Origin of the sequence: Ornithinibacillus sp. FSL M8-0202, from assembly GCF_037975285.1 — a bacterium.
Classification (GTDB): domain Bacteria; phylum Bacillota; class Bacilli; order Bacillales; family Amphibacillaceae; genus Ornithinibacillus; species Ornithinibacillus massiliensis.
Genome location: NZ_CP150248.1, coordinates 3,084,583 through 3,098,008, shown reverse-complemented (window position 1 = coordinate 3,098,008; position 13,426 = coordinate 3,084,583). Strand labels below are relative to the sequence as shown.

15 protein-coding genes are annotated in these 13,426 nt (G+C 37.9%); 1 reads left to right on the top strand and 14 read right to left on the bottom strand.

Annotated elements, in window-relative coordinates:
• Positions 1-30 precede the first annotated feature (30 nt).
• The 10 genes from MKY78_RS15675 to MKY78_RS15630 all read right to left on the bottom strand — a co-directional run bounded on the left by MKY78_RS15675 (position 31) and on the right by MKY78_RS15630 (position 9,815).
• Entirely contained in the window at positions 31-591 is a 561-nt protein-coding gene (locus MKY78_RS15675) for a nitroreductase (protein ID WP_339214017.1), read from the bottom strand.
• A 231-nt stretch (positions 592-822) separates the two neighbouring features.
• Positions 823-1,794 (bottom strand): nucleoside hydrolase, encoded by a 972-nt coding sequence (locus MKY78_RS15670; protein ID WP_339214015.1) that lies wholly within the window; start codon positions 1,792-1,794, stop codon positions 823-825.
• Positions 1,795-2,014: 220 nt separating this feature from the next.
• Positions 2,015-3,304: a phosphopyruvate hydratase gene (gene eno, locus MKY78_RS15665; protein WP_186870544.1), complete on the bottom strand. Its 1,290-nt coding sequence runs from the start codon at positions 3,302-3,304 to the stop codon at positions 2,015-2,017.
• Positions 3,305-3,321: 17 nt separating this feature from the next.
• The gene (gene gpmI / locus MKY78_RS15660; RefSeq protein ID WP_339214013.1) at positions 3,322-4,860 is read right to left on the bottom strand and encodes a 2,3-bisphosphoglycerate-independent phosphoglycerate mutase; all 1,539 of its coding nucleotides are present in this window, start codon (positions 4,858-4,860) and stop codon (positions 3,322-3,324) included.
• Positions 4,857-5,615, bottom strand: a complete 759-nt coding sequence (gene tpiA / locus MKY78_RS15655) for a triose-phosphate isomerase (protein WP_339214012.1) — start codon at positions 5,613-5,615, stop codon at positions 4,857-4,859. The genes gpmI and tpiA overlap by 4 nt, the downstream gene beginning before the upstream one ends.
• Positions 5,616-5,645: 30 nt before the next feature.
• Entirely contained in the window at positions 5,646-6,827 is a 1,182-nt protein-coding gene (locus MKY78_RS15650) for a phosphoglycerate kinase (RefSeq protein ID WP_339214010.1), read from the bottom strand.
• A 226-nt stretch (positions 6,828-7,053) separates the two neighbouring features.
• Positions 7,054-8,061 carry a type I glyceraldehyde-3-phosphate dehydrogenase gene (gene gap, locus MKY78_RS15645; protein WP_339214008.1) on the bottom strand — a complete coding sequence of 336 codons (1,008 nt, stop codon included), beginning with the start codon at positions 8,059-8,061 and terminating at the stop codon, positions 7,054-7,056.
• A gap of 37 nt (positions 8,062-8,098) precedes the next feature.
• Positions 8,099-9,127 (bottom strand): sugar-binding domain-containing protein, encoded by a 1,029-nt coding sequence (locus MKY78_RS15640; RefSeq protein WP_339214006.1) that lies wholly within the window; start codon positions 9,125-9,127, stop codon positions 8,099-8,101.
• Between the two features lie 153 nt (positions 9,128-9,280).
• Positions 9,281-9,532 carry a glutaredoxin family protein gene (locus MKY78_RS15635; RefSeq protein WP_339214004.1) on the bottom strand — a complete coding sequence of 84 codons (252 nt, stop codon included), beginning with the start codon at positions 9,530-9,532 and terminating at the stop codon, positions 9,281-9,283.
• Positions 9,533-9,599: 67 nt separating this feature from the next.
• On the bottom strand, positions 9,600-9,815 hold the full coding sequence (locus MKY78_RS15630; RefSeq protein ID WP_339214002.1) for a WYL domain-containing protein: 216 nt from the start codon (positions 9,813-9,815) through the stop codon (positions 9,600-9,602).
• 332 nt (positions 9,816-10,147) lie between these two features.
• Here MKY78_RS15630 and MKY78_RS15625 point away from each other — a divergent pair, with 332 nt between their 5' ends.
• Positions 10,148-10,288, top strand: a complete 141-nt coding sequence (locus MKY78_RS15625) for a hypothetical protein (RefSeq protein WP_339214000.1) — start codon at positions 10,148-10,150, stop codon at positions 10,286-10,288.
• A gap of 211 nt (positions 10,289-10,499) precedes the next feature.
• On the opposite strand, the gene MKY78_RS15620 is transcribed toward MKY78_RS15625, so the two are convergent.
• From MKY78_RS15620 to MKY78_RS15605, 4 genes are all read right to left on the bottom strand, one after another.
• The gene (locus MKY78_RS15620; RefSeq protein WP_339213998.1) at positions 10,500-11,354 is read right to left on the bottom strand and encodes a LysM peptidoglycan-binding domain-containing protein; all 855 of its coding nucleotides are present in this window, start codon (positions 11,352-11,354) and stop codon (positions 10,500-10,502) included.
• Between the two features lie 391 nt (positions 11,355-11,745).
• On the bottom strand, positions 11,746-11,964 hold the full coding sequence (locus tag MKY78_RS15615) for a BhlA/UviB family holin-like peptide (RefSeq protein WP_186870556.1): 219 nt from the start codon (positions 11,962-11,964) through the stop codon (positions 11,746-11,748).
• Between the two features lie 2 nt (positions 11,965-11,966).
• A complete protein-coding gene (locus tag MKY78_RS15610) occupies positions 11,967-12,089 on the bottom strand; it encodes a hypothetical protein (RefSeq protein ID WP_339213997.1) in 123 nt (40 codons plus the stop codon).
• 780 nt (positions 12,090-12,869) lie between these two features.
• Positions 12,870-13,361: a sigma-70 family RNA polymerase sigma factor gene (locus MKY78_RS15605; protein ID WP_339213996.1), complete on the bottom strand. Its 492-nt coding sequence runs from the start codon at positions 13,359-13,361 to the stop codon at positions 12,870-12,872.
• Positions 13,362-13,426 lie beyond the last annotated feature (65 nt).

Below are 13,426 nucleotides of genomic sequence, written 5' to 3'. Positions count from 1 at the left end.
CTCCTGGTTCTTATTATCACTCGTTTCCTATCAATCTATTATTTCCATTTTATGATCAATCGGTGTTCTCCCTTTGCTCTTTGGAACTTTCTTTGGATAGCCAATTTGCATAACTGCTGCAATTTTATCCTTTTCAATATCTAGTCCTATCTCATCATAAAAATTAGCGTCATGCATATATGGTGTAATCGTCCAGAGCATCCCTACACCTAATTCCCATGCTGCAAGCTGAGCATTTTGAATAAATGCACATACTGCTGCGTATTCTTCTTCATAGCGAACAGGATCATTCTCTTTATCAAAATAGATAACGGCATGATGTGGAATTGCCATGAGGAATGATTTCATAGAAGCCATCGTTTTATCCTGATCTTTTTTCAGCATTCCCATTCTTAAGTAGCTATTGAGAATAGACTGGATTAACATTTCTTTTCCTTTACCTTGAAAAAGCTTAATCTTCCATGGTTCCTTCATATAATGTGTCGGGGCATAAGACCCATATGTAAAAATTTCTTTTAATAGCTTCGTATCTACTTCTTTTTCCTGAAAGGAGTGGATACTTCTTCGATCCTTAATAATATCCAATACCATAATTTCCCCCATCTCTTACACAGATTGTAGTTTTATTATAATGATAAATTCTATGTTAGGCTAATCCATTGAGAAAAGTACAGGGCCAAGATTTAGAATATACGAACGACTGATTTCTAGGACAGTAACAGGTGTGCATAAGGAAGCCACTGTAAACGCTGAGCGTCTGGTGGATACGTTAATTTTATAATTTCTTTAAAAAAGGAGTACTACAACAGTACTCCCAAAGAATTAAAATTGCTGCCCGGACATAGTCGTCATAAAATCAATGAAGAAACGCTTATAATCAAAATCAACCGCAATACGATGTCTTTTAATCTCTTTCTCTGTCTCCTCTTCTAAATTTCCGAATGGACGGATATCGGCGATACTTTGACCACGTTCAGTCCCCTGAGTAGCCTGTACGATGTGGACAGGAAGCTCTTGAAAAGTAAACATATCCCCCCGATTTACCGCCATTAATGTTAGTACATCATGTAATGGTGCACCTTGTACATTAGGGTTTCTTTCCCTATAATATTCATAATAGTAATCGATCATCGGTTTAAGGATATCAATTGGCCCCACTTGGTCAATATAGTCTACCATTTGTTGTGTAGCTATTGCCCTTTCTGTTACATTTAATGGGATAATCGTTACATTATCCGCATAGGTTAAGACAATTTGTGCTGCTACTGGATCACCGTGAAAGTTCGCCTCAGACACCGCTGTAACGTTTCCTGGTACCCAAAATGCTCCACCCATTATATAGATTGCTTTTACTTTTTCCATCGTTAATGGATAGAGAAGATATAAAGTAGCAAGTGAAGTTAATCTTCCAATATTAACAATGTTAAGTTCACCTTCATATTCGTCAATAATTCCAATAATTTCATAAAAGTTTTCCAGCTCTGGCAATGGATCCTCAGTAGTTGGCGGAGTAATCGGTCCCAACCCATATTCCCCATGAATCTCTGGTACAAAGTCCGGTAATTCGGCTGTCATTGGATTTTCTGCACCTGTTATAATTGGTGTTTCTTGAGCTTCTTCTGTGACAACAATAGACTTTAAATATTGTACAGTTCTTAATGCATTCTCCCTTGGGATGTTCCCATAGTCTGTAACAACCCCCACAATCTCGATATCGTCATTTAAATACCCATATAAGAGTGCAGTAATATCATCTACCCCTATATCTCCAAAAACTAACACTTTCTCAGCCAAATGTTATCGTCCTTTCTAAAAGCCTTAATTATTATAGCCTATTAAATATCGATTGTGTCCGTGACCAACTATGTCACGTTTTTTGAAGCGTCGGGCATAATTTACATGAAAAGCATATCGTATTCCAAAAAAATAAACGCATTAGCTCTTCCATTAGCTAATGCGTTTATTTCATTTACCTGTAGAAAAAGACTGCGTCACCGCAGCCTTTCGCAATTATTTATTTATTTTTCAAGTTATAAAATGCATTTAGTCCAGCATATTGACCCATGCCAGCTAATTCATCTTCAATACGTAGTAATTGATTGTATTTCGCTACACGGTCAGTACGAGACGGTGCACCAGTTTTGATTTGGCCAGCGTTAGTTGCTACTGCGATATCAGCGATAGTAGCATCTTCCGTTTCACCAGAACGGTGAGAAACAACTGCTGTATAACCAGCACGCTTAGCCATTTCAATTGCATCAAATGTTTCTGTTAATGTACCAATTTGGTTTACTTTGATTAGGATAGAGTTTCCTACACCTTGTTCGATTCCTTGTGCAAGTTTTTTCGTATTTGTTACGAATAAATCATCACCAACAAGCTGTACTTTGTTTCCTAGGCGCTCTGTAAGTAATTTATGACCTTCCCAGTCATTTTCATCTAAGCCGTCTTCAATAGAAATGATTGGATATTTATTAACCATTTCTTCGTACCAGTCTACCATTTCAGCAGAAGTACGTGTTACGCCTTCACCTTTAAGAACATATTTACCATCTTCGTACATTTCAGAAGATGCAACATCCATTGCTAATTTAACTTCTTCACCAGGCTTGTAACCTGCTGCTTCAATAGCCTCAACAATTGTTTGTAGTGCTTCTTCGTTTGAGCTTAGGTTAGGAGCGAATCCACCTTCATCCCCAACTGCAGTATTATAGCCTTTAGACTTTAATACATTTTTAAGAGAATGGAAAATTTCTGCACCAGTGCGAAGTGCTTCCTTGAATGTAGGAGCTGCTACTGGCATGATCATGAATTCTTGAATATCAACGTTGTTATCAGCATGCTCTCCACCATTTACAATGTTCATCATTGGAGTTGGAAGAGTTTTACCATTGAATCCACCTAAATAATTGTATAAAGGTACTTCTAGGAAGTTAGCTGCTGCATGTGCTACAGCCATAGAGACTCCAAGGATAGCATTAGCACCTAATTTTCCTTTGTTTTCTGTTCCATCAAGGTCGATCATTAAAGCATCGATAATGTTTTGACGAGTTACATCTAAACCGATTAATTCTGGTGCAATGATTTCATTTACATTATGAACTGCTTTTTCTACACCTTTTCCAAGATAGCGACCTTTATCACCATCACGAAGTTCTACTGCTTCATATTCACCAGTAGATGCTCCACTTGGTACCATTGCTGAACCGAAAGCTCCTGATTCTGTATAAACTTCTACCTCAACTGTAGGATTTCCTCGTGAATCTAATACTTCGCGTGCGTATACGTCTGTAATGTATGGCATAATTTTTTTCTCTCCTTTTACTTTTTAATCAGGGATGTCCCTGTCATTTCTTTTGGTTTTTCAATATCTAATAAATCAAGCAATGTCGGTGCTAGATCTGCTAGAATACCGCCATCGCGTAATTCTATTTCATCCTTCGTAACAATTACTGGAACTGGATTAGTAGTATGAGCCGTCATCGGATTGCCCTCTAATGTAACGACTTCATCTGAATTACCATGGTCTGCTGTAATAATAGCATGACCACCTAACTCGATTATTTTGTCCACTACTTTTCCTAGACATTCATCTACTGTCTCGATTGCCTTAATTGTAGGTTCAAGCATACCAGAATGTCCAACCATATCTGGGTTAGCAAAATTTAAGATAATGGCATTTACATCACCATTGTCTAATTCTTCTAGCAGTGCATCGGTTACTTCATAAGCACTCATCTCTGGTTTTAAATCGTATGTTGCGACTTTTGGTGAATCAATTAGGATGCGCTTCTCTCCAGGAAACTCTTGTTCACGTCCACCACTCATGAAGAAGGTAACGTGTGGATATTTTTCTGTTTCCGCAATACGAAGCTGCTTCATGTTATTTTGTGCTAATACTTCTCCAATTGTATTATCTAAGTTAGTTGGTTTGTAGGCAACAAATCCATCAATAGATTCACTGAATTGGGTAAGCATAACAAAATCTAAGTTTTTCGGAACTCCTGGTCCACGGTCAAAGTCACGGAAGTCTTCGTTAGCAAATGTACGGGATATTTGGATTGCTCTATCCGGACGGAAGTTAAAGAAGATAATAGAATCCTCATCCTCGACCTTTCCAACTGGTTGACCATTCGCATCTTTAATAACAGAAGGAATCACGAACTCATCATAGATACCATTTTGGTAAGAGTCTTCTACCACTTCAAGTGGATGGTTATAACTAGGTCCCTCACCATAAACCATAGCGTCATATGCTTTTTTAACACGGTCCCAGCGCTTATCGCGGTCCATTGAATAATAACGTCCAGAAACGGTAGCAATTTTTCCTACGCCTAGCTCCTTCATTTTTTGTTCCGTTTGTTCAATATAACCTTTTGCTGTCTGTGGTCCAACATCACGACCGTCAAGGAAAGCATGTACATACACTTTTTCTAGACCTTGATCACTTGCTAGCTTCAGTAATGCAAATAAGTGATCAATATGGCTATGAACACCACCATCAGATAATAAGCCAAAGATGTGTAGTGCTTTATTCTTCTCTTTCGCGCGATGGATTGATTTTAGAAAGGCTTCGTTTTCGAAAAAATCACCTTCACGAATCGATAAATTGACACGGGTAAGACTTTGGTACACGATACGTCCTGCACCAATATTTAAATGTCCAACCTCAGAATTACCCATCTGACCTTCAGGTAGTCCAACCGCTTCTCCACTAGCCTTTAATTGATTATGTGCATACGTATTCCAGTAGCGGTCAAAGTTCGGTTTATTAGCTTGTTCTACCGCGTTACCTTTTACCTCATTACGGATAGCAAATCCATCCAGGATAATTAACGCAGCTAATTTATCTTGACTCATTTTATACCTGCCTCCACAAGCTGTAGAAAGGAATCAGCTTTTAAACTTGCACCACCAACTAAAGCACCATCGATATCAGATTGTGCTAATAATTCATCCACGTTAGAAGGTTTAACACTTCCACCATATTGGATTACGATAGCTTCAGCAGTTGCTTCATCTGTTAGTGATTTCACTACGTTTCGAATGTGTGCACATACTTCGTTAGCATCTTCATTGGATGCTGTTTTGCCAGTACCAATTGCCCATACTGGTTCATAAGCAATGATAGTTTGTGCTACTTGTTCGTTAGTTAGGCCTTCTAGCGCCTTTTTAACTTGTGTTTCTACTAATGACATTGTTTCATTAGCTTCACGTTGTTCTAATGTTTCTCCTACACAAACAATTGGAGTTAGACCATGGTTAAACGCAGCATGGGTCTTTTTATTTACTGTTTCATCAGTCTCAGCGAAATACTCTCGACGTTCTGAGTGACCAATTACGACATGGCTAACGCCTAAGTCTTTTAACATTACCGGACTTACTTCACCAGTAAATGCGCCATTTTCTTCAAAATGCATGTTTTGCGCACTAATCTTAAGATTAGTTCCTTTTGTTTTTTCCACTAAAGTTGCAAGATGTGGGAAAGGAGCACATACAATTGCTTCTACTTTTTCATCAGCAGGAATAGATTTTACAACTTCATCCACAAACTGTGTTGCTTCCGTAAGAGTTTTATTCATTTTCCAGTTACCTGCAATTACTCTTTTACGCATGGTATCACCTCTATTAAAGAATTGTGAAACTTATTTATTCGTAAGGGCTTCAACACCTGGTAGAACTTTACCTTCCATAAATTCCAAGGATGCTCCACCACCAGTTGATACGTGGTCCATTTTCTCTGCTAAGTCAAACTTCTCAACAGCTGCAGCAGAATCTCCACCACCAATAACGGTATAACCTTCTGTTTCTGCTAATGCCTCAGCCACTGCTTTTGTACCATTAGCAAATACATTTAATTCAAATACACCCATAGGTCCGTTCCAAATGACTAGTTTAGAATTTTTTACAAGTTGAGCATACTTCTCTCTTGTTTTCGGACCAATATCAAGTGCTTCCCAATCTGAAGGGATTTCAGATGTGGATACGATCTTTGTATTAGCTTCCTCTGAGAAATCATCTGCAACGACTACATCTTCAGGTAACACAAAATTAACGCCTTTTTCTTCCGCTTTTTTCATAAATTCTTTTGCTAAATCAATTTTGTCTTCCTCAAGAAGGGATTTTCCTATTTCATGCCCTTGTGCTTTAACAAAGGTGTATGCTAGGCCTCCACCGACAATCAAATTATCTACTTTATCTAATAGATTATCAATAACGCCAATTTTATCCTTAACCTTTGCCCCACCAATAATTGCCGTGAATGGACGGTCAGGATTCTCTAGTGCTTTACCTAATACAGAAAGTTCTTTTTCCATCAGGAAACCAGCAGCAGATGTAAGCTTTTCAGCAATACCTGCAGTCGATGCATGTGCGCGGTGTGCCGCTCCAAAAGCATCGTTAACATAAACATCAGCCATATTTGCAAAAGCTTCAGCTAGCGCAGGATCATTTTTTTCTTCTCCAGCCTCAAAACGCACATTTTCAAGAAGCAATAAATCACCATCTTGTAATCCAGAAATAGCTTCATCTACTTCAGATCCGTAAACAGAATCGGTTTTTACAACTTCTTTTCCAATTAAATCACTTAAACGCTTCGCAACTGCGTCTAAACGTAGTTCATCTACAGCCTGACCTTTAGGACGACCAAGATGACTAGCTAAAATTACTTTTGCACCTTGCTCCGATAAATAGGTAATGGTTGGTAAAGCAGCTTTAATGCGTGTATCATCTGTTACTTCTCCATCTTTCATAGGTACGTTAAAATCTACACGGCAGAAAACTTTTTTCCCTTTTAAATCAAGGTCTTTTACTGTTAGTTTATTCATTGGATTCCCTCCTTAAAAAGACTCCTATTCGTATGGAATTTTATACGAATATGCTTATTACGTAATTTCCTTCCCACGAACAACAGGACGTTGTCAGTGTGTGGGATAAAGATATGTAAGCTTTAAAATTGGTAGGTTTCCCTAGTCCTTGTTTCTTACTCAGAGCGTACTAAAATTACATGAGAAAAGGAGGAGAATGTATTCCTCCACCTTTTGCCCATTTAACTTATAGTCCTTTTTGTCCCATGAAAGCAACTAGGTCAACAACACGAGTTGAGTAACCCATTTCGTTGTCATACCATGAAAGAACTTTAACCATGTTTCCTTCCATTACCATAGTTGATAGACCATCAAGGATAGAAGAATGTGTGTTTCCAACAATATCAGAAGATACTAGTGGAGCTTCACTGTATTCAAAGATTCCTTTAAGTTCACCTTCTGCTGCTTCTTTGAACGCTTGGTTCACTTCTTCAGCAGTAACATCTTTTTCTACTTCTGCTACTAAGTCTACCATAGAACCGTCTGGAACTGGTACACGAACAGCCATACCATTTAATTTACCTTGTAACTCTGGTAATACTAGAGAAACTGCTTTTGCAGCACCAGTAGTTGTAGGAATAATGTTTTCAGCTGCCGCACGAGCACGACGATAATCTTTGTGTGGTAAGTCAAGAATTTGTTGGTCATTTGTATATGCGTGAACAGTTGTCATTAGACCACGTTTAATTCCGAATTTATCGTTAAGTACTTTTGCAAATGGTGCTAAACAGTTTGTTGTACAAGAAGCATTTGATACGATATGGTGCTTACTTGGATCGTATTGGTCTTGGTTAACACCCATTACGATAGTTAAATCTTCATTTTTCGCAGGAGCTGAGATGATTACTTTTTTCGCACCAGCATCGATATGTTTTTGAGAAGAATCACGATCAACGAAGCGACCAGTAGATTCAACTACTACTTCAACACCAAGCTCGCCCCATGGAAGATTGCCTGGATCACGCTCAGCTAATACTTTAATTTCTTTTCCACCAACAACGATGTTAGAACCGTTAACGGATACTTCTTGCTCTAATACACCATGTACTGAGTCATATTTTAATAGATGTGCAAGCATATTAGCATCTGTTAAGTCATTTACTGCTACGATTTCTACATCGTCTCTTTTTAGTGCTTGACGAAATACGTTACGTCCAATACGACCAAAACCATTAATACCAACTTTTACTGCCATTGTATATTCCTCCTAAAATTCTATAAGTATTATTTATTTAAAGGGAAGTATCCCTTAAAATCTGTTCCGCAGCTGCCTCATCTGTAATGAGCACATTGCTTGTACCATGCGTGAAATAGGATTCGATTGCTTTAGCCTTCGATTTACCACCAGCAACGGTAACGACATGTTTCATCGACTCTAAATCCTCTAACTGCAATCCAACCGTACGCACCTTGTGAACAACATTGCCTTGTTGATCAAAGTAGTAACCAAATGCTTCACTAACTGCATTTTCCTCTAATAGCTTTTCCCTCAATTCATGTGGTGTCTTTCGGCGGTCTGCCATCGTCAATGCATCACCAATCCCATGTAAGACAATATCAGCATTTTTGATAAGCTGTAATACTTCTATGATAGAAGGCTCTTGGATGATGTTTTGATAGGACGAGTCACTGATTGGATCTGGTACATAAAGTAAACGATAATCTCCCTGTGCTTTTCGGGACATTTGTGCCACTATCGTATTGGCTTGGTTTTCCATTTTCTCGCCAATGCCACCACGTGCTGGTACAAATAGGCAATTATTTTCTACTTCGAACGGTGTCATTACACTAGCAACAGAAGCCATCGTCGTTCCACCCGTTACAGCAATCGTAGCATCGGGTGTTATAATCTTTTTAAGATAGGAGACACAAGCTTTTCCCATCTCTTGTTTAACCCATTCTGCGTCATCACTGTTTCCTGGAACTACAATAACATTCTCTACTTGTAATGTTTCCTTAATTCGATTTTCTAAAACAGTTAAGCCCATTATTTCACTCATAAATTGATTGAGTTGTTCTAGAACCTTTTCACCTTGTTCCGTAACAAGCATACCCTTTGTCGTAACTTCTAATAACCCCTGTTCGTAAAGTAGATCAATTTCACTTCGAACCTGTCTTTCCGTTAATTGACTACTTTCCGCAAGACCTCTTCTTCCAATAGGTTGATAGAGGTTTACCGTGCGTAACAGAGAGAATCTGGTTTGCATTACTTCTAACAAGTCAGGTATGAGCTTTTTCTGTAGGTCGAATAGTTCTTTCATGACATTACCCCTTTAGAATCGGGAACAAAAATGTCCCACGCATTCTTATGGTGTCCCACATGTCCCAAAAAAATACACATAGTAGAATCCTATGTACATTATTATCATATCATAATGCGTAAAATATACAACCAATATGATTGTAAATTATCCTTATTTCTTTTGTAAATTCTCATGCAATGTTGTTTCAACCGAATTGTAGTCAATCTGTTCACAATTCAACTGAACGCCATTTATCTCGATTACTGGAATGGATAAATGATAGTTTTCTAACCATTCGTCATTTGTATAAATATCTCGCTTCTCAATTTCAAAATGATAATCCTGTTGGAACATCCCTAGTAATGCTTCAGCGTTATCACAAAGAGAACAGTTTTCTTTCGTGTAAAATATGACTTTTTCCATTAGGGCACCTTCTACATTTAACTTTTCTAAGACCATAGTATACAAAACAAACCGATAAATCCAAAAATTATGCTCCTACATGATTAGAAATTGGACCAGTAGATAATATATTGTCCAGTTTAAAGGTTCTTATTTTCTTACGCCAATAACAATAAGCCACCAGATAATCCTGGTTCATACTTAATACCCGAACAATCCGTTTAGAAACATTGTTATGCCGATCCATATAGAAAATAATGATTTTCTCTTTGTTTTCCATTGAACGTAGAAACAGCTTCTCCATAGCCAAAGCCTCCCAACAGGAACATTTGTTCTTATTTTATCATGTAGAATAGGTTGAAGCAAGACTATAATAAAACTGAATTGCACATAATTTTTTATCAAAATCCGACATAATACGAAATTTTTAAATCTTTTTTATAGAAATCTACTAAAGTAAAATGATAAAGAGTGAGATCATGCTAAAATCAAAATTTGTTGTTGTTTATGAGATAGTTTTAGCAACTTTAGCAATCGTTTCTGTCATATTTATGAACTCCAAAGATAGTTGTTGAAAAGAAGTTCAAAAAACCAAAATCTCCTATTTCAAAAGTTAAATCTAGCGTAAAAAGGTCAGTGAAAAAGACAGTTGTACCAGGTTATGATAAAGGCGGAGCAACAGCTTTAAGTAATCCAAAGAAATACGTAAAGAAAAGACTGTTAGGACAACCACTGTCTAAAAAAAGGAAAAAAGGATTATTTTCATTGTTCAAATAGGAACCATTAAGGGATGCATTTAGTTGCACCCATAACTACATACCAAATACTCCCGTGTCGATTATCAACTTTCGGAAGATCTTTTAAGTATCTAAGATTACAATTATGACTGACTAGTGAATACATATCTGAGAGCACTAGATTTATTAGAGAAAGCCCCAATTCTAATAACTGGGGCTTTTGATTGCTTCTAGATTACACAGTAAATTACTTACCTAACTCTCAAACGGTCGCCTGGACGAATAACATCACTTGTCATCCCATTCAAGCTTTTAATAGCTTCAACTGTAGTATTATACTGTTGTGCGATCCCCCATAATGTTTCCCCAGATTGGACAATGTGGTAAACTACCCCACCACTGACAATCAGAACCTGCCCTGGATAAATGGTATCACCTGTCAGACCGTTTAAATCCTTTAATTGTTGTGCCGTCATATTATGGGCTTGGGCAATACTCCACAATGTGTCACCAGGCTGTACGGTGTAAGTATTAGTTCCTCCACTATCTTTCCTTCTTAATCCGAGATGAGAAGCAATGGCATCAGCTAGCGCCTTTCCTGTTCGATCCATTACGATATCATCACGCATTTTGACAATATCGATGGTAGAATCCATAAACCCACCTTCAATTAGAATTGCTGGCATATTGGATGCACGAAGCATATGGAAGTTTTCCGACTTAATACCGCGATCTCGTAAGCCCATGGCACCAACAATAGCTGGATGAATTTTTCTTGCTAAAGCAAGACCGGTAGAAGAACCGGGATAATGATAGGTTTCTGTACCAGTCCAAGAACCCCATTGACCTGTGTTAGCGTTGTGATGATACGATATCAAAATATCTGCACCTTCACTGTTTGCCTTATTCGTACGTGCTGTTAAAGATACATCGGTGTTCCCAGTCGGGTCATCTAAACGAATAATAATGGCATTTTCATAATCATTCAAATACCTAGTAGCTGCAACTACTACTTTGTTGTTGAAATACCACTCCCTTTCACCATCCGGAGTCCTTTTCCCCGGTGTATTCATACCATGTCCTGCGTCTAATGCGATTTTAGCCATACAAAATCTCCTCCTAATATTTTTTTATATTAAAAAAGTGACTTGCCCATTTGGACTAGCCACTTATTTAATCCGTTAGTTTTTGCATTGAAATATGACACATCATCTTTCGTTTTTTGATATGTTCTTGCTTGTCCACTATCACGTAGGCACTTTGTCGTAGGATCAATCCTTGCATTCCATACACTTGCCAATACTAGCGCCAGTACAAATTAGAGATTGCTTGTACAAGAACATTCCCTACTATCCCCGATGTAGTTAAATCCTCAGCTAATAATGGGTAACAAAATTACTAGTATAAGCTGTCCATAGAATACTGGATTACGAAATCCAACTTACCAGTTACCTTCACCCTCCATCACCTCCCCTCAGAAGGCGATAAAAAGAGCCCTTACCGTGGCGGTAAACGCTCTTCAATATCATCCAGCTTAGTTATAACAATGTCATACTTTGTGCTAAATCCTTTTAATATTTCGTTTTGGTCATCGATCGTTTGATAGAGTTGTTTCTCTCTTTCATTTGCCTCTTTTCTACTTGTATAAAAAAGCCAAACAAAAAGAACTGCAAATGGTCCTTGTGTAAGAAAGTATTGAATTAATGTTTCATCCATGGTTACTCACTTAACTTCCTAATCGTTCCATCCTTTAGCATAATTACTTCTGTATTTGCCTCACTTAATTTACGAAAAAGAAAAATCGTATTCTTCCCTTCTAACATTGCACGTTTTGGATCCATTATATCCCCTCCTATACATTTTTACTTCAACCATAACGTGAAGTAATTGATTTCCTACTTAGATTTCAGGAATCATGTTGACATTACTTGGTTGCATGAATTACTTGGCTCCGATTTGCCTAGTAAATCCAGCTTTCCTTTCCCTAACTCCCTTAAACCATTCAATCCTCCTACCCTACAATTCCTATTCCACCGTATTACAGGGCTCCAATAAGCTTAGGAGCCTTTGATAATCGCTCGCTCAGATAAAAATATATAGAGCGTGTATCGTCTACTTAATCCAAGAGATCCATTTGAAAAAGCTCCCTTCACTTATTAAGAACTTCATACGACATTTGCACGACTAATCTTGCTCTTCGCACGTTCCATATGCTTTGTGTATCGTCTAGTTAATCCAAGAGCTTCATTTGAAAAAGCTCCCTTCACTAATCAAGAACTTCATACGACATTTGCACGACTAATCTTGCTCTTCGCACGTTCCATATGCTTTGTATATCGTCTAGTTAATCCAGGAGCTCCATTTGAAAAAGCTCCCTTCACTTATTAAGAACTTCATACGACATTTGCACGACTAATCTTGCTCTTCGCACGCTCCATATGCTTTGTGTATCGTCTACTTAATCCAAGAGATCCATTTGAAAAAGCTCCCTTCACTTATTAAGAACTTCATACGACATTTGCACGACTAATCTTGCTCTTCGCACGTTCCATATGCTTTGTGTATCGTCTACTTAATCCAGGAGCTCCATTTGAAAAAGCTCCCTTCACTTATTAAGAACTTCATACGACATTTGCACGACTTATCTTGCTCTTCGCACGTTCTATATGCTTTTGGACTGTACTTCTTCCAATATTTAATTCCTGAGCTATTTCCGCGAATGATTGCGCATAGACCGTATGCAATAGAAAGCATTGCCTCTGTCTCGGTGTCATCTCTGCTAGTATATTGAGAACCGTACTTTTTTCCTTTTCATCTAATTTCCGTTCTTCAGGAATAATCTCCAGTGATGGAAACATGTCCATATCCTCTATTGCTATACGTTGATAAGCTGCCTTTTTATCAACTCCGCGTATTTTATTTGGCTCTCGACCAGTAGACATCCACTCAATTGCTTCTTGAACCGTTTCAATCATGCTATTTATTTGTGTCTTATCTAACTGATCAAGCAATGAATCGCCTAGATTGTTTTTCATTTTGTATAGCTCTTGCTTACTTTGTTCATATTCTAAAATTAACTTATCTGCCCAATTATCCTTTGTTTTTTCACCCATCTAATCTCCTCCAAACGCTTCATATGAATTAAACAAAAAAGAGGCCACTAAACATTAGCCGTAGC

Excerpts from the sequence above, each read along its gene's own strand:
- MKY78_RS15675 (WP_339214017.1), bottom strand. The coding sequence starts at position 591 with ATGGTATTGGATATTATTAAGGATCGAAGAAGTATCCACTCCTTTCAG.
- eno (WP_186870544.1), bottom strand. The coding sequence starts at position 3,304 with ATGCCATACATTACAGACGTATACGCACGCGAAGTATTAGATTCACGA.
- gpmI (WP_339214013.1), bottom strand. The coding sequence starts at position 4,860 with ATGAGTCAAGATAAATTAGCTGCGTTAATTATCCTGGATGGATTTGCT.
- tpiA (WP_339214012.1), bottom strand. The coding sequence starts at position 5,615 with ATGCGTAAAAGAGTAATTGCAGGTAACTGGAAAATGAATAAAACTCTT.
- MKY78_RS15650 (WP_339214010.1), bottom strand. The coding sequence starts at position 6,827 with ATGAATAAACTAACAGTAAAAGACCTTGATTTAAAAGGGAAAAAAGTT.
- gap (WP_339214008.1), bottom strand. The coding sequence starts at position 8,061 with ATGGCAGTAAAAGTTGGTATTAATGGTTTTGGTCGTATTGGACGTAAC.
- MKY78_RS15640 (WP_339214006.1), bottom strand. The coding sequence starts at position 9,127 with ATGAAAGAACTATTCGACCTACAGAAAAAGCTCATACCTGACTTGTTA.
- MKY78_RS15635 (WP_339214004.1), bottom strand. The coding sequence starts at position 9,532 with ATGGAAAAAGTCATATTTTACACGAAAGAAAACTGTTCTCTTTGTGAT.
- MKY78_RS15630 (WP_339214002.1), bottom strand. The coding sequence starts at position 9,815 with ATGGAGAAGCTGTTTCTACGTTCAATGGAAAACAAAGAGAAAATCATT.
- MKY78_RS15620 (WP_339213998.1), bottom strand. The coding sequence starts at position 11,354 with ATGGCTAAAATCGCATTAGACGCAGGACATGGTATGAATACACCGGGG.
- MKY78_RS15615 (WP_186870556.1), bottom strand. The coding sequence starts at position 11,964 with ATGGATGAAACATTAATTCAATACTTTCTTACACAAGGACCATTTGCA.
- MKY78_RS15610 (WP_339213997.1), bottom strand. The coding sequence starts at position 12,089 with ATGGATCCAAAACGTGCAATGTTAGAAGGGAAGAATACGATTTTTCTT.
- MKY78_RS15605 (WP_339213996.1), bottom strand. The coding sequence starts at position 13,361 with ATGGGTGAAAAAACAAAGGATAATTGGGCAGATAAGTTAATTTTAGAA.